The 21,961-nt window shown below is 66.0% G+C and carries 25 protein-coding genes and 2 tRNA genes; 16 read left to right on the top strand and 11 right to left on the bottom strand.

What is annotated here, in order from left to right; genetic code table 11:
- Positions 1–104 precede the first annotated feature (104 nt).
- The gene (locus AAC071_RS06515) at positions 105–1,553 is read left to right on the top strand and encodes a deoxyribodipyrimidine photo-lyase (RefSeq protein WP_339831063.1); all 1,449 of its coding nucleotides are present in this window, start codon (positions 105–107) and stop codon (positions 1,551–1,553) included.
- Here AAC071_RS06515 and AAC071_RS06510 read toward each other — a convergent pair.
- From AAC071_RS06510 to AAC071_RS06500, 3 genes are all read right to left on the bottom strand, one after another.
- Positions 1,537–2,337, bottom strand: coding sequence for an SDR family NAD(P)-dependent oxidoreductase (locus AAC071_RS06510; RefSeq protein ID WP_339831061.1), 801 nt, complete (start codon positions 2,335–2,337; stop codon positions 1,537–1,539). The two genes, AAC071_RS06515 and AAC071_RS06510, sit on opposite strands and share 17 nt — an antisense overlap.
- Positions 2,334–3,041, bottom strand: coding sequence for a DUF6134 family protein (locus AAC071_RS06505; protein WP_339831060.1), 708 nt, complete (start codon positions 3,039–3,041; stop codon positions 2,334–2,336). Before AAC071_RS06505 ends, AAC071_RS06510 begins: the two co-directional genes overlap by 4 nt.
- Before the next feature lie 82 nt (positions 3,042–3,123).
- Positions 3,124–3,894 carry an RNA methyltransferase gene (locus AAC071_RS06500; RefSeq protein ID WP_339831058.1) on the bottom strand — a complete coding sequence of 257 codons (771 nt, stop codon included), beginning with the start codon at positions 3,892–3,894 and terminating at the stop codon, positions 3,124–3,126.
- A 69-nt stretch (positions 3,895–3,963) separates the two neighbouring features.
- Between AAC071_RS06500 and AAC071_RS06495 the strand changes: the two genes are divergently transcribed.
- Entirely contained in the window at positions 3,964–4,650 is a 687-nt protein-coding gene (locus AAC071_RS06495; RefSeq protein ID WP_339831057.1) for a lysoplasmalogenase, read from the top strand.
- Positions 4,651–4,654: 4 nt separating this feature from the next.
- Complete coding sequence (locus AAC071_RS06490; RefSeq protein ID WP_339831056.1) at positions 4,655–5,809, top strand: serine hydrolase domain-containing protein; 1,155 nt, start codon at positions 4,655–4,657, stop codon at positions 5,807–5,809.
- A gap of 323 nt (positions 5,810–6,132) precedes the next feature.
- On the opposite strand, the gene AAC071_RS06485 is transcribed toward AAC071_RS06490, so the two are convergent.
- The 4 genes from AAC071_RS06485 to AAC071_RS06470 all read right to left on the bottom strand — a co-directional run bounded on the left by AAC071_RS06485 (position 6,133) and on the right by AAC071_RS06470 (position 8,810).
- A complete protein-coding gene (locus tag AAC071_RS06485) occupies positions 6,133–6,594 on the bottom strand; it encodes a TadE/TadG family type IV pilus assembly protein (RefSeq protein WP_339831055.1) in 462 nt (153 codons plus the stop codon).
- Positions 6,591–7,067 (bottom strand): TadE/TadG family type IV pilus assembly protein, encoded by a 477-nt coding sequence (locus AAC071_RS06480; RefSeq protein ID WP_339831054.1) that lies wholly within the window; start codon positions 7,065–7,067, stop codon positions 6,591–6,593. Before AAC071_RS06480 ends, AAC071_RS06485 begins: the two co-directional genes overlap by 4 nt.
- Positions 7,068–7,075: 8 nt before the next feature.
- Positions 7,076–8,365, bottom strand: a complete 1,290-nt coding sequence (locus AAC071_RS06475; protein WP_339831052.1) for a pilus assembly protein TadG-related protein — start codon at positions 8,363–8,365, stop codon at positions 7,076–7,078.
- A 370-nt stretch (positions 8,366–8,735) separates the two neighbouring features.
- A tRNA-Thr gene (locus AAC071_RS06470) sits at positions 8,736–8,810 on the bottom strand.
- Positions 8,811–9,062: 252 nt separating this feature from the next.
- Between AAC071_RS06470 and AAC071_RS06465 the strand changes: the two genes are divergently transcribed.
- The 12 genes from AAC071_RS06465 (at position 9,063) to AAC071_RS06410 (ending at position 17,527) form a co-directional block, all read left to right on the top strand.
- Positions 9,063–9,335, top strand: coding sequence for a hypothetical protein (locus AAC071_RS06465; RefSeq protein ID WP_339831051.1), 273 nt, complete (start codon positions 9,063–9,065; stop codon positions 9,333–9,335).
- A 121-nt stretch (positions 9,336–9,456) separates the two neighbouring features.
- Positions 9,457–10,728 (top strand): UDP-N-acetylglucosamine 1-carboxyvinyltransferase, encoded by a 1,272-nt coding sequence (gene murA / locus AAC071_RS06460; RefSeq protein WP_339831050.1) that lies wholly within the window; start codon positions 9,457–9,459, stop codon positions 10,726–10,728.
- Between the two features lie 4 nt (positions 10,729–10,732).
- Positions 10,733–11,167: a DUF2948 family protein gene (locus AAC071_RS06455; RefSeq protein WP_339831048.1), complete on the top strand. Its 435-nt coding sequence runs from the start codon at positions 10,733–10,735 to the stop codon at positions 11,165–11,167.
- Between the two features lie 3 nt (positions 11,168–11,170).
- Positions 11,171–12,466: a histidinol dehydrogenase gene (gene hisD / locus AAC071_RS06450; protein ID WP_339831046.1), complete on the top strand. Its 1,296-nt coding sequence runs from the start codon at positions 11,171–11,173 to the stop codon at positions 12,464–12,466.
- Positions 12,467–12,545: 79 nt separating this feature from the next.
- The gene (locus AAC071_RS06445) at positions 12,546–13,070 is read left to right on the top strand and encodes a UPF0262 family protein (RefSeq protein WP_339831045.1); all 525 of its coding nucleotides are present in this window, start codon (positions 12,546–12,548) and stop codon (positions 13,068–13,070) included.
- A 2-nt stretch (positions 13,071–13,072) separates the two neighbouring features.
- Positions 13,073–13,555: a low molecular weight phosphatase family protein gene (locus tag AAC071_RS06440; RefSeq protein ID WP_339831044.1), complete on the top strand. Its 483-nt coding sequence runs from the start codon at positions 13,073–13,075 to the stop codon at positions 13,553–13,555.
- Positions 13,556–13,762: 207 nt separating this feature from the next.
- Complete coding sequence (locus AAC071_RS06435; RefSeq protein ID WP_339831042.1) at positions 13,763–14,488, top strand: SIMPL domain-containing protein; 726 nt, start codon at positions 13,763–13,765, stop codon at positions 14,486–14,488.
- A 136-nt stretch (positions 14,489–14,624) separates the two neighbouring features.
- Positions 14,625–14,843: a translation initiation factor IF-1 gene (infA, locus tag AAC071_RS06430; RefSeq protein WP_293509117.1), complete on the top strand. Its 219-nt coding sequence runs from the start codon at positions 14,625–14,627 to the stop codon at positions 14,841–14,843.
- Entirely contained in the window at positions 14,840–15,424 is a 585-nt protein-coding gene (locus tag AAC071_RS06425; protein WP_339831040.1) for a Maf family nucleotide pyrophosphatase, read from the top strand. The genes infA and AAC071_RS06425 overlap by 4 nt, the downstream gene beginning before the upstream one ends.
- Positions 15,425–15,589: 165 nt before the next feature.
- On the top strand, positions 15,590–17,110 hold the full coding sequence (locus AAC071_RS06420; RefSeq protein WP_339831039.1) for an Rne/Rng family ribonuclease: 1,521 nt from the start codon (positions 15,590–15,592) through the stop codon (positions 17,108–17,110).
- 7 nt (positions 17,111–17,117) lie between these two features.
- Complete coding sequence (gene yacG, locus AAC071_RS06415) at positions 17,118–17,342, top strand: DNA gyrase inhibitor YacG (protein WP_339831038.1); 225 nt, start codon at positions 17,118–17,120, stop codon at positions 17,340–17,342.
- A gap of 109 nt (positions 17,343–17,451) precedes the next feature.
- Positions 17,452–17,527, top strand: a tRNA-Phe gene (locus tag AAC071_RS06410).
- Positions 17,528–17,547: 20 nt separating this feature from the next.
- Here the strand turns inward: AAC071_RS06410 and AAC071_RS06405 are convergent.
- From AAC071_RS06405 to AAC071_RS06395, 3 genes are all read right to left on the bottom strand, one after another.
- On the bottom strand, positions 17,548–18,333 hold the full coding sequence (locus AAC071_RS06405) for an SDR family NAD(P)-dependent oxidoreductase (protein WP_339831036.1): 786 nt from the start codon (positions 18,331–18,333) through the stop codon (positions 17,548–17,550).
- A gap of 83 nt (positions 18,334–18,416) precedes the next feature.
- Complete coding sequence (locus AAC071_RS06400; RefSeq protein WP_339831034.1) at positions 18,417–18,776, bottom strand: hypothetical protein; 360 nt, start codon at positions 18,774–18,776, stop codon at positions 18,417–18,419.
- A 109-nt stretch (positions 18,777–18,885) separates the two neighbouring features.
- Positions 18,886–19,137 (bottom strand): DUF6460 domain-containing protein, encoded by a 252-nt coding sequence (locus tag AAC071_RS06395; protein ID WP_339831032.1) that lies wholly within the window; start codon positions 19,135–19,137, stop codon positions 18,886–18,888.
- Between the two features lie 106 nt (positions 19,138–19,243).
- On the opposite strand from AAC071_RS06395, the gene AAC071_RS06390 reads away from it, so the two are divergent.
- Entirely contained in the window at positions 19,244–19,732 is a 489-nt protein-coding gene (locus AAC071_RS06390) for a cupin domain-containing protein (RefSeq protein ID WP_339831030.1), read from the top strand.
- Between the two features lie 3 nt (positions 19,733–19,735).
- On the opposite strand, the gene AAC071_RS06385 is transcribed toward AAC071_RS06390, so the two are convergent.
- Positions 19,736–21,802 carry an AsmA family protein gene (locus tag AAC071_RS06385; protein ID WP_339831028.1) on the bottom strand — a complete coding sequence of 689 codons (2,067 nt, stop codon included), beginning with the start codon at positions 21,800–21,802 and terminating at the stop codon, positions 19,736–19,738.
- Positions 21,803–21,961 lie beyond the last annotated feature (159 nt).

Raw genomic sequence — 21,961 nt, 5'->3', positions numbered from 1 at the left:
AGGCATCGCTGTGGAATGATCCAGATGGGCCATGCCCTGATGCTGATCCGGCGCGGCATTCCGGTCGTATCTCCCTGTAATTCTTTCGTTTTTGGATTTTCTCCATGGTCCGCCGAGAATCCGGTGTTGCACCTGCGCTGGTCTGGCTTCGGCGAGACTTGCGCCTTGCCGACAATCCGGCACTTGTCGCGGCCGCCGTGCGGGGTGGGGCTGTGGTCCCGGTCTTTGTGCTCGATCCGTCCGATCCTCCAGGCGGCGCATCTGCCTGGTGGCTGCATGGAAGCCTCGCGGCGCTCGGCGCCGATCTGGCACGGCGCGGCGCGCCGTTGATACTGCGGTGCGGAGACCCGGCGCGCGTGATCCCCGAACTGGCGCGCGAAACGGGAGCGGTGGCAATCTACTGGAACCGCTGCTACGAGGCTGTTGCCATCGCCCGCGACAAGGCACTGAAGGCGGCACTGTCGGCCGGCGCCTTCGAGGTGCAGAGTTTTGGCGCATCGCTGCTTGCCGAGCCGTGGGAGATACGCACCGGCGGCGGCACGCCATTCAAGGTCTTCACGCCGTTCTGGCGGGCCCTTTCGACGCACGCGCCCTTCGCATCGCCGGCACCGGCGCCGGACCGCCTGAAGGGTCTGGTCGGCCTGCCCTCCGACAAGCTCGACGACTGGAACCTGCGCCCCGCGAAACCCGACTGGGCCGCGGGCCTTCGCGCCGCCTGGACGCCGGGCGAAACGGCGGCGGCGCGTCGTCTGGCGGGCTTTCTCGATCATGCGGTGGCGGCCTATGGCGCCGCCCGCAACATGCCCGCGATCGATGCGACGTCGCGCCTGTCGCCGCATCTGCACTGGGGCGAAATCTCGCCGCGCCAGATCTGGTCGGTCGCCGAAGCAACCGCCATCGCGCATCCAGATGCATCTGCCGGCGTCGCGTCCTTTCTGCGTGAGCTCGGCTGGCGCGACTTTGCCTATCACCTGTGTTTCCACTGGCCGGAGATCGCGAGCGAAAACTGGAAGCGCGAATTCGACGGCTTTCCCTGGATGGACGACGAAGAAGCCTTCCGGCGCTGGACGAGGGGCGAGACCGGGTATCCGATCGTCGACGCCGGCATGCGCGAACTCTGGACGACCGGCTTCATGCACAACCGCGTGCGCATGATCGCGGCGTCGTTCCTCATCAAGCATCTGCTGATTGACTGGCGGCGCGGGGCCGAATGGTTCGAGGACACGCTGGTCGACGCCGACCTCGCCGTCAATCGCGCAAGCTGGCAATGGGTGGCGGGATCCGGCGCCGATGCCGCGCCGTATTTCCGCATCTTCAATCCGGTGCTGCAGGGCGAAAAATTCGACGCTGAAGGGGCCTATGTCCGGGCCCATGTGCCGGAACTTGCCGGGCTGGCTCCTCGTTATATTCACAGGCCCTGGGATGCGCCGGAAGAGGCGCTGCGGCGCGCGAGCATCGTGCTTGGCGACACCTATCCGGCGCCGATGGTCGATCATGCGCAGGCCCGTGCCCGGGCGCTGGCCGCCTATGCGGAAATCAGGAAGCCCGGCTGACGGAGGGCGCGTCTGTCGTCGGCCTGTCCTTCGGTACGGTCAGGCGGGTCAGCGCGAGTGAAAGACGATAGGGCAGCATCTGCAGCAGCCGCAGGATCAGGGAAAAGTGCCGCGGAAAGGTGATCTCGAACCGGTTCGAGTGCAGCCCGCGATAAAAGGCCTCTGCGGCGTCGGCGCTTTCCATCAGGAACGGCATCGGAAATGCGTTCTTGTCGGTCAGCGGCGTCCGGACGAAACCCGGATTGACGATCTGCACGGCGATGCCGCTGCGCGCCAGATCGGGCCGGAGGGCCTCGGCCATGTTGATCAGCGCCGCCTTGCTGGCACCATAGACGGCCGAAGTCGGCAGCCCGAAATAGCCGGCGAGCGAGGCGACCATCGCGACGCGGCCCTTGCGTCGTCGGATCATGCCGGGCAGCACGGCCTCGAGCGCGTTGACAGTGCCCATGAAATTCAGTTCGAAGAGCGGCCGCGCTTTCGCCGCCGTCAGTTCGGCGCCCATCAATGCCTGATAGGTGCCGGCGCAGAAGACGGCAATGCCGATCGGCCCCAATTGAGTCTCGATGCGGGTGACAGCGGCAGCAAGGCTGGCCGCGTCGGTCGTATCGGCCGCGACCGGCAACACCTGGCCCTCGGCCTCGCGCGCCAGCGCTTCGAGCGCGTCCTGCCGCCGGGCGGTCGCCGCCACGCGATATCCGGCCCTGGCCATGCGCAGCGCAAGCGCCCGGCCGATGCCGGAACTGGCGCCGGTGATCCAGACGACGTCCTTGATTTCATTTTTCATCGCGAAGCCACCTCTTGCACCAGCGGCCGGTCGAGTCGCTCGATCGTGTAGTCGACTTCCGAGCCCCGTGCCATGAAGGCGACGTTGAGCCATTCGTTCTTCACGGAATAGAGAAGGCGGAGATTGAGATCGCCGCTCATCTCGTATTCCTGCGCCGTCACCGTTCCGCCGTCGACCAAGACCTCGCGCGGAGCGACCGGCGTCACGGCGACGTCGATGATCCGTCCGCGCTGCGTGTCGAGAAGTCGCGTTTGCGATACGGTCGCCGGATTCCAGTAGCTGGTCGGAATGATGTCGGCCGGTGCTGTGAAGGTACCGCCGGCGGAGCTGGTGACTTCGAGCCCTGCATCGCTTGCCCGCGCGCTGACACTGTAGCGGCGGCCGTCATCATTGGTCTCGGTGTCGAGGGACACCAGACGGCCGGAGCGCCACACTTCACGGTTGTGGTGCTCGTAGCGGAAAAGCGTGATCGGACCGAAGCGCACCTCGAGCTGAATGTCGATATCGACATGGAGCGCGTCGCCGTCTTGCGAAAACCTGATCTGATGTGTGCCGATGGGTGTCCCCCCACGCTCGACGCGGAACGCAAACGCGGGGGCAAGAGCCGGGTCAGGGGCGGACTCCGGCTGCGCTGCGCCCGCGCCGAGGCTGGGGGCCACCAGAAGGAATGTGAGAACCGCAAATTTCAGGACGGGCGATGTCACGACCGGGGGATCCTTTCGGGGTCACAGGCCGGTCCATGTTCCGGCTCTCACCCCTTGGATACGCCCCTTGATCCGGCCCGGATCACCCTTTCCGCATCGCCTCGAAATGGGCCTGCAGGGCAAGACTGGCCGCGACCGTGGCGTTCAGCGATTCGACGGCCCCCGTGGTCGGAATACCGAGTCGCCGGACATTCAGGCCAGCCGGCAACCCGAGCCCCTCTTCGCCCAGGACCAGCCGGATGTCGGGGGGCCAGCGAAAGGTACCGATATCCTCGCCGCCACCATCGAGTGCCGCCATCGGGCCCGCCCCATGATTGAGCGCCGGCCAGCCAGGGCCCTTGAGGAATTGCAGTTCGAACTGCGCATTGGCCGCCGCCCGGAGGGCCTTCGGATGGAAGGGGTGCGCCGCTGCCTCCATCAGCACGACGCGCCTGGCCCCGAAGGCTGCCGCACTGCGCAGCACGGCGCCGAGATTGGCCGGGTCGCCCAGCGCGCAGACGAGTTCGAGCCCCTTCGGCGCCTTCGAAAAATCGGCCGCCGGCATTTCGGGTACCCGGCCCACCAGCAGCGGAAAGCCGGTGCCGTTGATGTCGAGCGTCTCGAAAAGCGCCCGTGACAGCACGAAACGTTCGAGCGCCGCCGGCGCTTTCAGTGCCGCGATGTCCGCCTCTTTGGCCGCCAGCACGGCGCTGAACTGGTCGCCGTGCCGCTTCAACGCCTCCGGAACGGTCTTGCGCCCGGCCAGCAGGAAGGCCCCATGTTTCCGGATGCCCCGTGTCTCGCCGAGCGCGGTCCATAACTTCATGCGCGCATTTTGCGGGCTCTCGATCACGCGTGCGCCGCCGCCGTTCATATTTGGTCCTTGTGAGAATACCTGCCCCTCGCCGATCATAGGCGGATAAGAACGGGCAGGGGGGAACAAATGTTCGAAGTGGCTTTTATGCGCGGCGACGGTCTGGACGGGCTGCGCCTTGCGCTGGTTCTGCTCTCGTTGACCGCTTCGCTGGGCTATCTGGCGATCGAAAGCCGTCCGCCCTCGGCGCTCCGCACGGGCCTCAAGACGGCGGCGATCGGGTTCTGGGTGCCATTGCCGCTTCTGGCACTGCCGGGCGTGGGCCTGCTGCCGCTCGTTCTTTTGGCCGCCGCCTTCCTCCTGTCGAGCGCTGGCGATCTCTTCTTGGCGATGAAGGACAATCCGCGCAATTTCCAGCGCGGTCTGGCGGCCTTCCTTGCCGCGCATGTTTTCTATCTGGCGGTCATGGCGCCGCTGGCGAGCCGTCCCGAAGGCCTCGTCGCCAACGCCGCTTCGTTGCTCACCGGCGTCGGCGCACTGGCGCTTTTCTTTTGGCTGCGGCCCAATCTCGGCGCGCACAAGTTGCCGGTTGCCATCTACCTGGTGACGATCCTGTTCATGGCGCTGGCGGCGCTGGCCATTCCGGCGGCGCAGCCCTGGCTCGGACTCGGCGCGGTGCTCTTCGTCATATCCGACGGCGTCATCGCCGCCGACAAGTTCGGCCGCAGGATTCCGTTTCGCGGGCCGATCGTCTGGACGACATATTATGCGGGTCAGGCGCTGATGGCGCTGGCCCTGCTCGCGCTGCTGCGGTGATCCGGTGACCGGCGAAATTCCGATCGGCGGCACCTGCGACCCGCACTTCGCGCCGGTCCGCGAGGCCTTCATCGGCAATTTCCGCGAACGCGGCGAGCCGGGTGGCGCCGTCGCGCTGATGGTCGACGGCCGCCTCGTCGCCGATCTCTGGGGCGGCTGGCGCGATGCCGCGCGCCAGACGCCTTGGGCGCGCGAAACGCTGGTCAACTTCTTCTCGGTCGGCAAGGCTTTCACATCCCTCGTCGCGCTGCGGCTTGTCGAGCGTGGGCTCCTCGATCTCGATGCGCCAGCCGCAAGGCTCTGGCCGGAGTTTGCGGAACATGGCAAGGAGCGCGTGACGCTGCGCCACATCCTCTCTCACCAGGCCGGCCTCCCCGCGATCCGCGAGGAATTGTCCGACAGCGCGATTTTTGACGCGCCGCGCATGGCGGCGGCACTTGCCCGCCAGAAGCCCTGGTGGGAACCCGGCACCGCGCATGGCTATCACGTCAACACCTTCGGCTTTCTCGCGGGTGAGTTGGTGCGTCGGGCGAGCGGCAAGACCCTCGGCACGATCCTGCACGACGAAGTGGCGGGCCCGCTCGGCGCCGACGTCCATATAGGTCTTCCGCTGACGGAGCACGCCCGTTGCGCCGAGTTTCTCTGGCCCCCGGTGCTGCCCGAACGCCCGCCGGGCGACCTGCCGGACGACGCGCTGATGAAATGGAGCACCTATTGGAACCCGCCGGGCATTTCGGGCGCGGGATGGGTCAACCGGCCCGAATGGCGCATGGCCGAAATCCCCTCGACCAATGGCCACGGCACGGCGCGCGGCATTGCCCGCGTCTATGCGGCGCTCGCCAATGGTGGCGCGATTGAAGGTGTCGAAATCCTGTCGGGCGGCATGCTGGCAGAAGCGACCACCGAACATTCCTTCGGCCCCGACAGCATTCTCGAGCGCGAGTCGCGCTTTGCCCTCGGTTTCCAGCTGCCACAGGCCGAGCGTCGTCTTGGCCCCAATGACGAAGCCTTCGGCCATTTCGGTGCCGGCGGCTCGCTGGGCTATTGCGACCCTGTGGCCCGCGTCGCTTTCGGCTACGTCACCAACGACATGGGCCCGCGCTGGCAGAACCCGCGCAACCGCGCCCTGATCGAGGCGATCTACGCAAGCCTTGCATAGGCGTGCTGCGCCGGTGCCCTCAGTTGCTCATGGCGATCGACAGCGCGAACGCTGCTGCACAGAGAACCGCCATGATCAGCACATGATGCCTGGTTTTCCGCAAGGCCGATCTGAGGGGTGTCGATTGCTTGCTCATGCAATTCGCTGCCGACTGCCTGCGGGCGCGATCTTCCCGCGCCGCCACCAGGCGACGTGTCGCCGGAGGATCGAAATCCAGAAGCTTGCCGGGCGTGACGCGTCAGCGCGAGTAGTCTGTTCGCATGATGATTGCCGGACCTGAAGAAACATCTGCTGTATCCTCCCAATCGCCTGTTCTTGTCCATTCATCCCGCCGTCGAATTGACGATCGGATATTGCACGCTCTGGGTGATCGCGATCGGCGTCGGCCAGACGAAGGACAGCGCCGTTCGGAACGAGAACACCACATCGACATTGAGTGTGCCGGGAGCGCCGGCGCTGGCGGGTGTGATTGCGACGTCGATCGCGAGATCGCTCTGCGTGAGCCGCGCAAGCGCCGTTCGGATATCGCTCTCGACGGCGCCTGGCGTGACCGCATCGGCGATGATGACGCGGCGCACCGCGTTCTCGCTCTCATGCCCGATCAGGCTCCAGGTCCAGAAAGCGCGTCCGGTTTCGATCGTGCCGGTGATCGCCACCATCAGCGGCAGCGCGATGATGGCGAATTCGACCGCCGATGTGCCGGCGCGATCGCCGGCAAACCGGGAAAGCCGCAACCATGCCGGTCGCGCGCGGTGACGGCGGTCATGGACAGGCGGGCGGTTCATGGCAGTTGCACCACACCGGTCCGGCTGATGACGATCGGCTCGTCGCTGACGCCGGAAACCGGAAACAGCGTCTGGTGCACCTTTTCGACCCGGATGGAAACGAAGTCGCGCCGGTGGGAGGGCGCCTCGCACGGCGTCTCGTCCGAAATCGGCGTGCCGTCGCTGCACTCGCTATGGGGCGTCACGGTGACGGTTGCGGTGGCCGCATCGAAGCCGCCCGCTGCCAGCGCCGTATTGACGATGCCGTCGACATCCGAGCGGGCGAACATCGTGTATCGCAGCGCCGCGTCGACGCCGCTGACGACCTTCGCGCGCGCGCCGATATAGACGGCCGTCTCCGCAAGGCCCAGCACCATCACCATGATGATCGGCAGGATCAGTGCAAACTCAAGCGCCGAAACGCCAGCCTCGTCCCGCCGGAAGCGGCGGCGAACCATGCGGCAGCAAGAGGCGATTCGGCGATGCGGTTTCATTCCGGACCTCATTCGACCAGAACGGCGGAAAGCGTTCCGATCGTTCGCAGGGAATTGTCCGTGCACCGCGCAGGAACGGAGAGGCTCGAACTGCCGCCGAAGGTGACGGTATGGGCCACCAGCTGAATGCAGCCGTCGGGAAAGGTGAAGTTGCCGCTGTAGCTGATCGGCTGACTCGGAAAATAGAGCGCACCGTGGAAACGCGAATGCTGGTTGCCATTGATCGAAACATCGACCGAGGCCGGCACATTGCGATCGCCGAACATCAGAATGCCGGCAAACGGGCCCTCCGTCGGTGCGGAAAGCTCCAGCATCGCGCCGCCATGGCCCGCAAACGTGCCGTAACTGCTGCCGGTGCTGCTGGTGAAGATGATGGTCACATCGTTGCCGCGTATCGTCGCGTTCGACGTCGCATCGAAATCGCCGCGGTCCATCACATAGACGCCCGGATTGAGCCAGACATTGGAACCGGAATTGAAGGCGACGCCGCCGCAATAGACGCCGGGATTGAGTGTCACCGCGCCGGAGACAGCCAGGTTATTGGCCGTGCAGCCGCTGAAGCTCGGGACCTCGATGTCGCCATAGGGATCCGCGAGCGGTTCCTGGTCGGTCTTGATACCGGTCGTTGTCGAATAGCCCGAACCGAACACGCCGCCGGCCGAATAGACCGAGATGGCGTCGATATTGGCCGCCCCGGTGGTCGCGATCGATCGGTTATGCGCCGAATTCGAGGCGAGACCGCAGCCCTTCAGATCGGCGATCGAGGCGCCGCCGAAGGAAATGGCGTTCGATGCCGATGCGCTCAGCGCCAGCACGCAGCTCAGCCCCGCGCCGGTGATGGTCGCGACCGCGCGTGCCCGCACGACCGGTGCCTCCTCGACGAACAGGCCCGAAAGGACGATGTGCGTGCGCTCGGCGGCGACAACCTCGACGGCGTCGGGATCGCCGGCATGTGCGCCTTGTAAGGGCGGTGCGTTGATCGTGAGTTCTTCAAGCGCGCCGACATCGACGCCGTTGCGTGCCAGCACAGTGCCGACATGCGCGGCAACCGAGCCGCCGCCCGACGCGCTGCGGTCGATCGCGCCGGCAAGCGCCGCATAATCGGTCGCCGATTGCAGCTGCCGCTTGCCGCTGTACCAGCTGGCCGCGTCGAGCCCGAGCCCGCCAAGCCCGACAATGGCGGGCAGGGCAAGCGCGAAGGTAACGGCCGAGGCGCCGCGCGCATCGCGTCTCAGCGCTGCAAGGCGCTGCCCGATCCGGCACGGGCTTTTTGAGGCTGTGGCTTCGGACTGCCGCATTTCTTCTGCTTCCTTCGGCACGGGTCGTCATGGCCAGGTCGGACATCGCCGCCCTTGCTCTGAATTTATGACCGGCCTGTTAAGGGAATCTGAGATCGTCTGCCGCAATTTGACCGAAAAACCGCGCGTTTCTGCAGACGTCAAGGCCCGGCGGGCGGCCGGATATGCCGTGCATGTTGGCGGTCTGGGGCTGTTTGCGGCGGGTCATTTGTGCCTGCTATTTGGTACAATTCTGGGCTTGATAAGGCGCGAGCGGCAGCTTTTTTGGTTCATTGCTCCGTTTTGCGTGCAGTCACCTATGCGCTCTTGGCCGCCTTTATCGGCGCCATGTCTCTCGCGGATGACTGGATCTAGTTGATGCAGGGAAAAATGGTGCTGTTGGAGAGGATTGAACTCTCGACCTCTCCCTTACCAAGGGAGTGCTCTACCACTGAGCTACAACAGCGTCCGGGCTTCGGGGGGCGGCCGACGGAAAGTCCGGCCGGACCGGTCTGAAGTCTCGCCCCGTTAGGTAAAGACGACGTGACCGGTGGTCCGAAAGCGCGCGGAAAGTGCCACAGGGTCCCCCCTCTTGCAAGCCGCGCGCATCGGCCTTTTGCGGCCCTTCGCCGCCATGTTGACGGGACGGGGCCCTGCGCCCAAAATCGCCGCGGCGGGCAGGCTTGCCCGCATCATCCCGGCAACCGAAAGCGCCCCCATGAAGAAGACCCCGAGCCAGTTCAATCCGCGCGAGCCCGGCGGCAAGGGAACCGATCGCGCCTCCCAGACGCAGGAGGCAAGGGCCCGTCAGGCCCGTCAGGCCGAGGCATTGCGCGAGAACCTGAAGAAGCGCAAGGCCCAGGCCCGTGCCAAGACCGGAACGCAGGGAAAATCGGCGGAAAAGGGCGCATCGGCGCCGGCCGCCTTGGCGGCGCCCAAGGCCGGCGCCACCGGCAAACCCGCCGCAAGGTCGAAAGCGAAACCCGGATAGGCCGCGAAATCGTCCGAAAACCGCCCGATTGATCCCTGACAAGAGCGAGGTGCGGCACCGGCGTGACACCCGGGGCGGCTTTCCTCTATAACGCGCGGAAACCGGATCGGACGCTTATCCCATGGACACCATTCACATTCGCGGCGGCCGCCGCCTCACGGGCGCGATCCCGATCAGTGGCGCCAAGAACGCGGCCCTGCCGTTGATGACGGCGGCACTGCTGACCGACGAGCCGCTTCGGCTCGCCAACATGCCGCGCCTGGCCGATGTGCGCACGCTGACGAAGCTGCTGGGTGCGCTGGGTGGCGAGGTCGCGCTCGACGAGGACGCCGGTGGCGATGTGATGACGATTCGCGTTGCGGATATCGCCTCCACCACCGCGCCCTATGAAATCGTCTCGCAGATCCGGGCGAGCTTCTGGGTGCTCGGCCCCTTGCTGGCCCGCTGCCACGAGGCCAAGGTCTCGCTGCCCGGCGGCTGCGCCATCGGCGCGCGCCCGGTCGACCTGTATATCAAGGGCCTGCAGAAGATGGGGGCCGAGATCGACCTCGTCGAAGGCTATGTGCTGGCCCGGGCGCCGGGCGGTCTCAAGGGCGCCGTCATCCGTTCGCCGATCGTTTCGGTTGGCGCCACCCACACGCTGATGATGGCGGCCACCCTGGCCGACGGTGTGACGGTGCTCGAAAACGCGGCACGTGAGCCCGAAATCGGCGATGTCGCCCGCTGCCTCGTTGCCATGGGCGCGAAGATCGAGGGCATCGGCAGTTCGACGCTTCGCATCGAAGGTGTCGAAAGGCTGCATGGCGCCAATCATCGCGTTATCGCCGACCGCATTGAAGCCGGCACCTATGCGGTTGCCGCCGCCATGACCGGCGGCGAGGTGACGCTGGAAGGCGTGGAAGCCGAAACCTTCGAAGCCGCCCTGTCGGTGCTGCGCGCCGCGGGCGCGAATGTCGAGGCCGAGCAGGGTGCGGTCCGCGTCTTCCGCAATGGCGAGCGGCTGCAGGCGACCGATGTCGTGACCCAGGTCTTTCCGGGTTTCCCGACCGACCTTCAGGCCCAGTTCATGGCGCTGATGACGACGGCAGAAGGCGAATCCGAAATCACCGAAACGATCTTCGAAAACCGTTTCATGCATGTGCAGGAACTGGCCCGCTTCGGCGCCGACATTTCGCTGCATGGCGACAAGGCGCTGGTGCGCGGCGTCGACCGGTTGAAGGGCGCCCCCGTCATGGCAAGCGATCTGCGCGCCTCGGCGGCGCTGATCATTGCGGGTCTGGCGGCCGAAGGCGAGACCGTCATCAACCGTGTCTACCACCTCGATCGCGGCTTCGAGCGCATTGAGGCCAAGCTCGGGGCCTGCGGCGCCGAAATCTGGCGGGAAAAGGCGTGAGACCATGAACGAGCTGCGTCTCCATGCCGAGGATGCGGAAGATCTCGCCGTCATATCGGCTGCGCTCCAGGATGCGGTGACGAAAGTGGCCGATTTGGCATTCCTGCCCTCGACCCGGCGCTTTGCCCTGGTGGTCAACCGCTTCCGCTGGGAAGAGGCCGCGGCCTGCCGCGACGGCGGTGCCCGCGCCCGTGCCGGCCTTCATTTCGAGCATGTGCTGTCGGCCCAGGCGCGCAACATCGCGCAGGATCGGCCCGACGGCGTCCTCAGTCTTCTGGCGGTCCGTTACGAGGAACTCAATCCACCGTCCGGCATCGTCACGCTGGTTTTTTCGGGCGGCGGCGAGTTGCGCCTTGAGGTCGAGGCGCTGGAAGTCCATCTCTCCGATCTGGGCCTGATCTGGGAAACGCCCAACCGCCCCGAACACAAGCTGGACTGAGCCATGGCGATCCGCCTCGACACAAGAGATGCAGATTTCGAAACGGCCTTTGCCGCGCTCCTTTCGGGCAAGCGCGAAGCCTCTGTCGACGTCACCGATGTGGTAACGAAAATCATCGCCGATATCCGCGCGCGCGGCGACGCGGCGCTGATCGAATATACCCGTCGCTTCGACCGCCTCGACGGCCTCACCGCCGGAAATCTGGCGATCCCGGGAGCCGAACTTGATCGCGCGCTCGGCCTTTGCGAAGCGAAGACGCTGAACGCGCTGAAACTCGCGGCTGCCCGTATCCGTGCCTATCACACGCGTCAGACGCCGGCCGATGAACGTTTCACGGACGCGCAGGGCGTCGAGCTCGGCCATCGCTGGACGCCGGTGGGCGCGGTCGGTCTTTATGTGCCGGGCGGCACCGCCAACTACCCGAGCTCGGTCCTGATGAATGCGATTCCGGCAAAGGTTGCCGGTGTCGGGCGCCTCGTCATGGTCGTCCCCACGCCCGATGGCATCGTCAATCCGCTGGTGCTGGCGGCAGCGCGCATTGCCGGCGTCGACGAGGTCTATCGCGTTGGCGGGGCGCAGGCTGTCGCCGCACTCGCCTTCGGCACGGCGACGATCGCCGCCGTCGACAAGATTGTCGGTCCGGGCAATGCCTGGGTTGCCGAAGCCAAGCGCCAGGTCTTCGGCACTGTCGGCATCGACATGATCGCCGGCCCGTCGGAAATTCTGGTGCTGGCCGATGGCGAGAACGATCCCGAATGGATCGCTGCCGACCTTCTCTCCCAGGCCGAGCATGATGCCAGCGCCCAGTCGATCCTGATCACCGACGATGCCGAATTCGCGACCCGCGTCGAACGGGCGGTCGAGCGTCAGCTGAAACTGCTGCCGCGCGAAACCACGGCAACGAAAAGCTGGGCCGATTTCGGCGCCGTCATCACGGTTGGAAGTCTTGCCGACGCGGTGCCGCTGGTCGACCGTCTCGCGCCCGAACATCTCGAAATCGCGGTCGACGATCCCGAGCCGCTGGCCGCCGCCGTCTCCAATGCCGGCGCGATCTTTCTCGGCCGTTTCACGCCCGAAGCGATCGGCGACTATGTGGCGGGCTCGAACCATGTTCTTCCCACCGCGCGCTCGGCGCGTTTTTCGTCGGGCCTCAACGTGCTCGACTTCATGAAGCGGACTTCCATCGTCCGCTGCGATGCCGACGCGCTGCGCGCCATCGGTCCCGCCGCGCTGGCGCTTGCCGAGGCCGAAGGTCTCGATGCCCATGGCCGTTCGGTTTCGATCCGTCTGAATCTGTGATCTCGCCGTCGCCCCGTTGGGGGGGGCAGGGTGGGGGCACTCGCATCGCCCGGCCAAATCGGCTTAAAGTACCGCCACCATGCCCGATCAATCCGCAGGCGATGAAACCAGGCCGGACGGCGCGCCCCCCGAAGGCGCGCAGTACCGCATTGTCGACCTCGTTCTCGACGAGCGCACGGTGGTGCGCCGCAGCCCCGATGTCGAGCATGAGCGCAAGGTGGCGATCTTCGACCTGCTGGAGGAGAACGTCTTCGCGCCGGTCGGCAGCGACGGCGGACCCTATGTTCTGCATCTCGCCATAGAGGACAACCGCCTCGTCTTCGACATTCGCCGCGAAAATGCCGAACCCCATGGCAAGGTGCTGCTCTCGCTGACGCCGTTCCGCCGCATCGTGAAAGACTATTTCATGATCTGCGAGAGCTACTACGACGCGATCAAGACGGCCGCCCCCGCCCAGATCGAGGCGATCGACATGGGCCGCCGCGGTCTCCACAACGAGGGCTCCGAACTGCTGAAGGAACGCCTCGCCGGAAAGATCGACATGGACTTCGACACCGCGCGCCGCCTCTTCACGCTGATCTGCGTGCTGCATATCAAGGGATGACGATGGCGGCCGGCGGCGCAGAACGCGAAGGCAATACGGCCCTGCCCGGGTCGGTCCTGTTTGCCTGCAATCTCAATTCGATCCGCTCGGCCATGGCCGAGGCAATCCTGAAAAACCTGCACGGCAACCGCATCTTCGTCGATTCCGTCGGCGTCCGCCCGGCCGACGCGCCCGATCCCTTCACGGCCGAGGTGCTGCGCGAGCAAGGCCTGGTGCCGCCGGCAAGCGGGCCCAAGGGCTTCGACGACCTCGAGGAAACCAGCTTCGACCTGATCGTTGCGTTGACGCCCGAGGCCCGCGACATGGCCGAGGCGCTGACCCGCTCGTCGGCGACCGAGGTCGAGTTCTGGGCGATCGACGATCCGCTGGCATCGCCCACCGGCGGCAATCGCGAACGCCGCCTCGCCGCCTATCGCGAGCTTTGCAACCAGTTGCGCCGCCTGATCGAGGCCCGCTTCCCGCGCGCCGAAAAGGCAGCCATCTGACGGATTCGCAAGTCCGGATGCGCCTCCGCCATCGCAGCGCATCATGGCCCCGCCATAGTCGCCCGGGGATAGGTCGATCGGATCGGCCGCCCCTCGCCGAGGATGGGAAGAGGGAACAGGGTCGGATAACCGCAAGCGAGCCCTCAAGCTGCCGCAATCGCTGTGCTATAGTCGGCACCATTGCCACGCTCAGGGGGAGCCCCGCCTATGAATCCCGTCGCCGCCATCATTGCCGCCGTCATCCTTGCTCTCGGTCTTGCCCTGGGCGGCTGGTTCGGCGGTCAGGGCCTCGTTCAGTCCCGCCTTGGCGACCGCTCGGTTTCGGTCAAGGGCCTTTCGGAACGCGAAGTGAAGGCCGACCTGGCGCTGTGGGGTCTGCGCTTCGTTGCTACCGGCAATGACCTCAAGGAAACGCAGGTCGAAATCAAGCGCAATGCCGACAATGTGATCCGCTTCCTGAGGTCGCACGGCTTTTCCGAAGACGACATCGAGCGCCAGGCACCCCAGGTCACCGACCGTCTGGCGCAGAACTGGAGCAGCGGTCAGGTCGAAAGCCGCTTCATCATCGCCCAGCAGATCGTGCTGCGCACAACCGACATCGACCGCGTGGTCAAGGCCAACAGCGAGTCGAGCGCGCTGGTCGATCAGGGCGTCGTGCTCTCCAACGAATACGGGCCCGTTCGTCCCTCCTACCTCTTCACCGGCATCGCGGCCTTGAAGCCCGAAATGATCGAGGAAGCAACGAAGCGTGCCCGCGAGGCGGCCGAGACCTTCGCCGCCGATTCGGGCTCGAGCCTGGGCGGCATCCGACGCGCCTGGCAGGGCCAGTTCGAAATCCTCCCCCGTGATGCCACCCCCGGCACCCAGGAAGCCGAGCAGGTGGTGAAGACGGTCCGCGTCGTCTCGACCATCGAATATCTGCTGGTCGACTGATCCGGCGCCCTTTGGGGCGCGAATTCCCGCGAGAAATCAACGCTTTGCGGTCCCGGGCAGCGCGATTCCGCGTGCTCGCCACTTGATTTTCCGGCGCTTTCTGACCATTCTCCGGCAAATTTCCGAAGGAAGCTGAATGTCGAAGGAAGAACTGCTCGAGTTTCCGGGCACCGTCACGGAACTGCTGCCCAACGCCACGTTCCGCGTCAAGCTCGAGAACGAACACGAGATCATCGCCCACACGGCCGGCAAGATGCGCAAGAATCGCATCCGCGTGCTGGCGGGCGACAAGGTGCTTGTCGAGATGACGCCCTATGATCTGACCAAGGGCCGGATCACCTACCGGTTCAAGTGACCGTTCCCCGCCTTGTCCTGGCAAGCGCCTCGCCCCGCCGTCTCGAACTGCTGGCGCGCATCGGCATCGAACCCGCCCTCGTCGTCCCCGCTGAAATCGACGAAACGCCCCTGAAGGGTGAATTGCCGCGCGCCCATGCGGCGCGGCTGGCGCGCGAAAAGGCCGAGGCGGTTGCCGCCCTCCACCCGCAAGCCCTGGTGCTGGCCGCCGACACGGTGGTTGCCTGCGGCCGCCGCATTCTCCCCAAGGCCGAAACCGAGGCGCAAGCCCGTGCCTGTCTCGCGCTGCTGTCGGGCCGCGCCCACCGGGTCTGGACGGCCATCCACCTGAAGACGCCTGCGCGCGAAAGCGCCCGCGCCGTCGAAACCCGCGTCGCCTTCAAGCGTCTCTCGCAAACCGAAATCGAGGGCTACATCGCCTGCGGCGAATGGCAGGGCAAGGCCGGCGGCTACGCGATCCAGGGCCGCGCCGCCATTTTCGTCCGTTCCCTGATCGGTTCTCATTCCGCCGTCGTCGGCCTGCCGCTTTACGAGACGGCGGCGCTCCTCGACGGTGCCGGCTACCCGCTCTGGCCGCGTTAGGCCTGCTTGTCATTCGCCATCGCCAGCGGCGACGGCGGAAAATCAACGCCATTCCCCGTCTGGCCTCACTGCCGACAACAGTGTTAGGATCGAATCCACAGAATTGACGGTGAAATTGGGGGCATCGGCCGCGTGGGGGCGCGGGCGGTGCAAATCGGGAACTGGATGTCCGAAGAAGTCTTGATCAATGTCGGCCCCGGCGAAACACGCGTCGCGGTCATCGAGAACGGTCGGCCGGTGGAACTCCTCCTCGAGCGCACCATGGAAGACGACCTGAAGGCGAAGACCGGCCGCGCCGGCCATTCGCTGATCGGCAACATCTTTCTCGGCCGCGTCCAGCGCGTGCTGCCGGGCATGCAGGCGGCCTTTGTCGATGTCGGTCTCGAACGTGCCGGTTTCCTGGGCGCGCGCGAGGCGCGCTGTCTTTGCGAACTGACCGGGCTCGATGAGGGCGTGCTGCCGCCGATCAGCGCCTGCGTGCAGGAAGGTCAGGCGATCCTGGTGCAGGCCGTCAAGGATCCGATCAGCGACAAGGGCGCGCGCCTGTCGGCCAACGTCACCATTCCGGGCCGCCTGCTGGTGCTGGTGCCGAACCAGTCCGGCGTCGCGCTGTCGCGCCGCATCGAGGACGAGGCCGAGCGCGAACGTCTGACCGCGCTGGTCGAGGAAATGGTCGAGCGTTTCAACCCGATGGGCGTCACCGGCGAGCCGGCCGGCTTCATCGTCCGCACAGCGGCGATCGGCGCGACGACCGAGGACATCGCCGCCGACGCGCGCCAGCTCGCGGAAGAATGGCGCAAGCTGCGCGAAACCGAAAAGCGCTCCTCGGCGCCTTGCGTCGTCTTCCACGACCTCGACCCCGTCTCGAAGACCTTGCGCGATTGCGTCAGCGCCGATACCGCGCGTGTGCTGATCGACGATGCCGACGCCTTCGGCGAGGCGCAGCGCTACTGCCGCCGCGCCATGCCCGAAATGATCGACCGCGTGCAGCTCTTCAACGGGCCGGGCTCGCTCTTTTCGCTGTATGACGTGGACGGAGAAATCGAGGCGGCGCTCGAGCCGCGCGCCGAGCTGCCGTCGGGCGGCTGGATCACCGTCGAGACGACCGAGGCCCTGACCGCCATCGACGTCAATTCGGGCCGCTACACCGCGGCGACCGGCCTTGAAGAAACCAGCGTCAAGATCAATCTCGAGGCGGTCGACGAGATCGTCTACCAGCTGCGCCTGCGCGGCACCGGCGGCATCGTCGTCATCGACTTCATCCATCTGAACGATCCGGTGAACATCCAGAAAGTGCTCGACGCGCTCAACGAGGGCTTCGCGAAGGATCGCGTGCCGACGCAGATTTCGGGCATGTCGGAATTCGGCCTTGTCGAAATGACGCGCAAGCGCGTCCGCGAACCGCTCGACAAACTGTTGACCGAGCCGGCCTATCCCTGCGGCCGCCCGCGCCGCAAGACCTGCGCAACGGTGGCCAACGACCTCTTGCGCCGCATCGCCCATGTCGCGCAGGTGACGCCCGGCCGGCCGTTGGTCGCGCGCGCCGCCGCCGACGTCGTCGACTGGCTCGAGCGCGGCAACCCGTATCTCATCGATCGGCTGCGCCGCAAGGTCGCGGTCGAGATCAGCCTGGTCGGGGAGGGCGCATTCCCGCGCGAGCGGATCGATGTCGCAACCGTTCAGTGATGCTTGAATGACCGGCACCGGAGACAAGGACAATGTCGTCAAGCTGCGCAGCCCGCGGCCATGCCCGGTCTGTGCCCGCAAGTCGGTCCCGAACTTCCATCCCTTCTGTTCGAAGCACTGCGCCGATGTCGATCTCAATCGCTGGCTGAAGGGCGCCTATGCGATTCCGGCCGTCGAGCCGCCCGACGATTGGGACGAGGGCGCGGGCCGCGACGACGGCGAAGACCGCTAAGCCTATGGCCGCGTTTGTCTTCCTGTCCCTCTGGACAGTCCGGATTCGATCTCCTATAAACCGCGAACCTCGCCGCGGTCGGCCCTTCCGGGTCCGCTTCGGAGCTTCCGCCCAGGTAGCTCAGTTGGTAGAGCATGCGACTGAAAATCGCAGTGTCGGTGGTTCGATTCCGCCCCTGGGCACCATTCCCGCCTAAATCCGCGCCTCAGCGCTTCCCGGCAAACGGATGCGTGCTCGACAGTCCGCCATCCACCGCGATTGCCTGTCCATTGACATAGGAAGCGTCGTCGCTGGCGAGAAAGAGCGCCGCATGCGCGATTTCCGGCGGCAGGCCGTAGCGCTTCATCGGATTGAGCTGACCGATCTTGTCGTCGCTGCCGCGCGCCCGCGCACCGTCGAAGATCGGCTTGGTCATGCCGGTTTCGATCAGGCCGGGGCAGATCGCGTTGACGCGCACGCCGCTGCCATAAAATTCATTGGCGACCGTCTGCACCAGGCTGATGACCCCGGCCTTGCTGGCGCTGTAGGCGGTGGCACCCGCATTGGCGCGCAGGCCCGCCACCGAGGCCGTGCAGATGATCGAGCCCTTGCCCTGCTTCAGCATATGGGGGCTGGCATATTTGATCGCGAGGAACGGGCCGATCAGGTTGACGGCAAGAATCTGCTGCCAGTAGGCGACCGTCTGTTCGGCCAGCGGCACCATGCCGCCGCTGATCCCGGCATTGGCGAACAGCACGTCGACGCCGCCATGCTGCTGCGCGCAAAGTTCGACAAAACCCTGCACCGCCGTCTCGTCGCTGACATCGGCCGCCACCGAGATCGCCGTGCCGCCATCCTTGCGGATCATCTCGGCCGTCTCGTCGATCGCCGCCTCGACCTTGTCGACGATCACCAGCGCCGCGCCCTCTGCCGCAAAAAGACGGGCGCTGGCCCGGCCGATGCCGCTGCCAGCGCCCGTCACGATGGCGCGTTTTCCTGAAAGTCGTCCCATGCCCGCTGCTCCCTCGATTCGCCGGATGTCGTTGCGGCGACTCTAGTGAAAGCGGGCCTCGGGGAACAGCCGCAAGAAAGGGATCAGAAATCCTTGCCGGCGGTCACCGCCCATTGCACGGCGCCCTGCTCGCCTTCGATCGTGCCCGAGCCGCCCACGGCCGGTGCCTCGTCGATCGGCGCGGTGCAGTTTTCCGGCGCATCGCCCATGGTGGTGCAGATCGTGTTGTCGGCCACACGCCAGCTGCCGGCGACTTCCGAGCCGTCCGCCGCCTTGACGACGATGCTCGAGGCGTCGGGATAATAGATCTTGGTGACGGCGCCGTCGGCGGCCGTCAGCGTCACGGTATTGCCGACCAGGCCCGCGCCGACATCGGCGCTGGCGGGCATGGCGAGCGCCATGGCGGAAACGGCAAGTGCCGCGGCGAAAATGCTCTTCTTCATGGATGTCCTCCCAGACTTTAGATACCCCTGTCCGGCGTTCGGGCCTGGCGGCCCCCGCCGTTAACCAAGGGACTTTACATGCCTCGCGGCGCCTTGCAACTGCTGGCGTTCAGCCGCGGAAGCTGGGCGGTTTGAGCAGGAAGATGATCAGCCAGATCGGGATCAGCACCATGGCGCCCAGCAGGAAATGCGGCAGCGCCCAGCCGAACCCCTCGCGCACAAAGGCCAGGATCGCCTCGGGCGTGAAGCCGACATCCCGCAGCACTTCCTCGGCGGTGATGTCGAAGGCGCTGAGCAGCGCACCGACAGCCACCGCGCCGATGAAGAACTTTACCAGTACCGACAAGGCGTGTTGGATCATGGAATTGGCGCCCAGGTCCCCGGCGAATCAGTCCGGGCCAGTCTAGACGGGAGAGCCGGAAGGCACAAAATCGGCCTGCATCGGGCCGGAAAAGAGGAGAGATCCGGTGACAGCGCAACCGCCCGGCAGAACCGCCTGCCATTTCACCGCGGCCGAGATCGCGGCCCTGCCCGAAAAGCGCCATGTCCACCAGTTCAATGCCGGCGCCATCCGCAACACGCGCTCCCTCGGCGATCTGCTGGGCCTGTCGGATCTCGGCTTCCATCTGGTCCGGGTCGAGCCGGGCCACGCCACGACCGAACATCATTTCCACGGTCAGGACGAGGAATTTCTCTACATCCTTTCGGGCTATGCACAGGCGACCGTCGGCGAAGAGACATTCGAGGTCGGGCCGGGCGATGTCATGGCCTTCCCGAAGAATTCGCCGGCCCATTCGATGCAGGTGCCGCAAGAGGCCGGCGAAGATCTTGTCTATCTGATGGGCGGCACCCGCGCCCCCATCGATGTCTGCACCTATCCGCGTCTCAACCGCCGCATGTACCGTGTCGACGGCGCCAGGGAATACGCCGCCCTCGACGACTTCAGGAAAGTCTGAATTCTAGCGGCCGAAGAGTTGCCGCAGCGCGTCTTCCGGGCTTGGCCTGGCGTCCGGCGCGCTGGCGGGTTCGCTGGTCGTATCCGCCGGCGCGGCTTCGCTGCTCGCGCCGCTTGGCGCCGGTTCGGCCGGTGGCTTGCCCAGCAGGCTGTCGATCAGCCCCTTGCCCTTGTCCTCCTTGATCGACTTGATCGTCTGCTCGATATTGCCGCGGTTCTGGATCATCGAGGCGAGATCGGGCGTGAAGCGCGGATTGGCCCACGCGCCGGTGATCAGCACCGGCACCTCGATGCCCCGGACGTCGGTCTGCCCGCCCTGTCCCTCCAGCGAGGCGGCGAGCTTCGGCTCGACGCGGTAGTCGAGCGTCTTCTGCAGGATGTTGACCGTCCCCGCACCGTTGACGCGGATCAGCGGCGACAGCAGCCGCAGATCGTTGTTGGCGAGCACCCCGTTGGCGATCGTGAATGTGCCGCCCATTTCGGAGAAGTCGGTATCCTGCGTGCCGCCCGACTGCCAGCCGCTGGTCGCCGCGCTGAGCGCCGTGCGTGCCAGTTGCGCCAGATTGATGCCCTTGATCTTGCCGTCGGTGAACTTGACGCTGCCATTGCCGTTGAGCGTCGACACCATGTCGCGCTGCGAACGCCCGGCCGCGCGCACGGCGATATCGATGGCGGTTGTGCCCTGCAGCCGCTTGAAATCGGCCGCATCGGTGAGGAAGGGTTCGGCGGCGAGTCCCGCCAGCGTGAAATTCGCATTGAGTTGCGGTGTCGCGCCGGCGCCGTTCAGCGTCAGCGCGCCGCTGCCCGAGCCCTGATAGAGCTCGAGCTTGCCGAGCCGTGCCGTCAGCACGCCGTTCGCCAGTTTGAGATCGAGCGCGCTCTGGCCGATCTTGATCTGCTGAAAGAGAATCTCGCCCGCCGTGAAGGCGAAATCGGCGTCGATCGCCTTGAGGCCCGAAAGATCGATCGGTTCGGTGCTCCAGCCCGGATCGCCCGCGCGACCGCCGCTGCCGCCATCGCTGCCCGCACCGCCCGCGCGGCCATCGGCGAGATAGGTGTTGACGTCGATCCGGTCGACCGCCAGATCGCCTTTGACATGCGGCCGCGCACCGCCGGTGCGCAGCGACAGCGCGCCGCTCGCATTCATGCCGTCAAAGCCGATCCGCGCATCCGAAAAGCTGTAGGTCGCGCCCTTGCCGCTGGCCTTGCCCTTGATCGACAACGGGCCGAAGCCGTCGCCGGCCGGCATCGGATTGCCGGTCCAGGCCGCCAGGTCGCGCACCGACGGCACCGTCAGGTCGACATCGCCGGCAAAGGCGAAGCCGTCCAGCGCCGTCAGCATGCCGCCATAGGAGGCCGTCACCTTGGGCGCGGCGATCGCCAGCGTCACCGGCGTCTCGCCGCCCTCGGTAAAGGCGCGCGGCCGCTCGGCGCGGAGATCGATGCGGATCTCGTCGCCCTTCCAGACCAGCGATCCTTCGGCCTCGAACGGGTCGTCGAGCCGCGGCAGGGCGAGACGGACATTGACCCGGTCGGCGGCATGGGCCGCGCCCGTCTGCGCATTGACATAGCTGGCGCGCCCGTTGCGGATCGCGACCTCGCCAAGGCTGATCTCGCTGACCGTTGCACCGCCTCCGGCCGCATCGCCGTTGCCGTCCGTCGCTGCCGCCGCGGCGGGGGCTGCTGTATCGAACTGCCAGTTGGGCGTGCCGTCGCGCCGCACCTCCAGATGGATCGCCGGATCGACCAGCTCGAAACGGTCGATCTCCACGGCGCCGCGAAACAGCGGCATCAGCTTCAGCGTCGCACGCATCTCCTTCATCGAGGCCATTTCGGGTGCCTTGCCCCAGTCGGCATTCGCCAGGCCGACATCGGCGATCGACACGGCGATGTTGGGAAAGAAGGAAAGCCCGATATCGCCGTCGAGCCTGAGGTCGCGGCCCGTCTGCGTCTTCACGGCGCTGGCGATCTGGCTCTTGTAGGTTGCCATCGGGATCAGCATCGGCACGGCGATGACGACCGCGATCAGCAGGACGATGAGGCCGGCAAGAATGGCGAACAGGCGGGACATGGACAGCGCTCCGGAAGGTGAGGTCTTTGCAGATTGCGGATCGAATGTGACCGCAACATGATGCCGGACCCGGCGCAAGCCCGCAAAACGCCGCCGCGCAGCGAAATGCAATGCTGCGCGGCACACGGGAAGGTCAGTCTTGCTGTCATGCAACGGGCG

Source organism: uncultured Parvibaculum sp., from assembly GCF_963975745.1.
GTDB lineage: Bacteria > Pseudomonadota > Alphaproteobacteria > Parvibaculales > Parvibaculaceae > Parvibaculum.
Note: the sequence above shows the minus strand (reverse complement) of the source record. Positions and strands in the feature narration are given on the sequence as shown.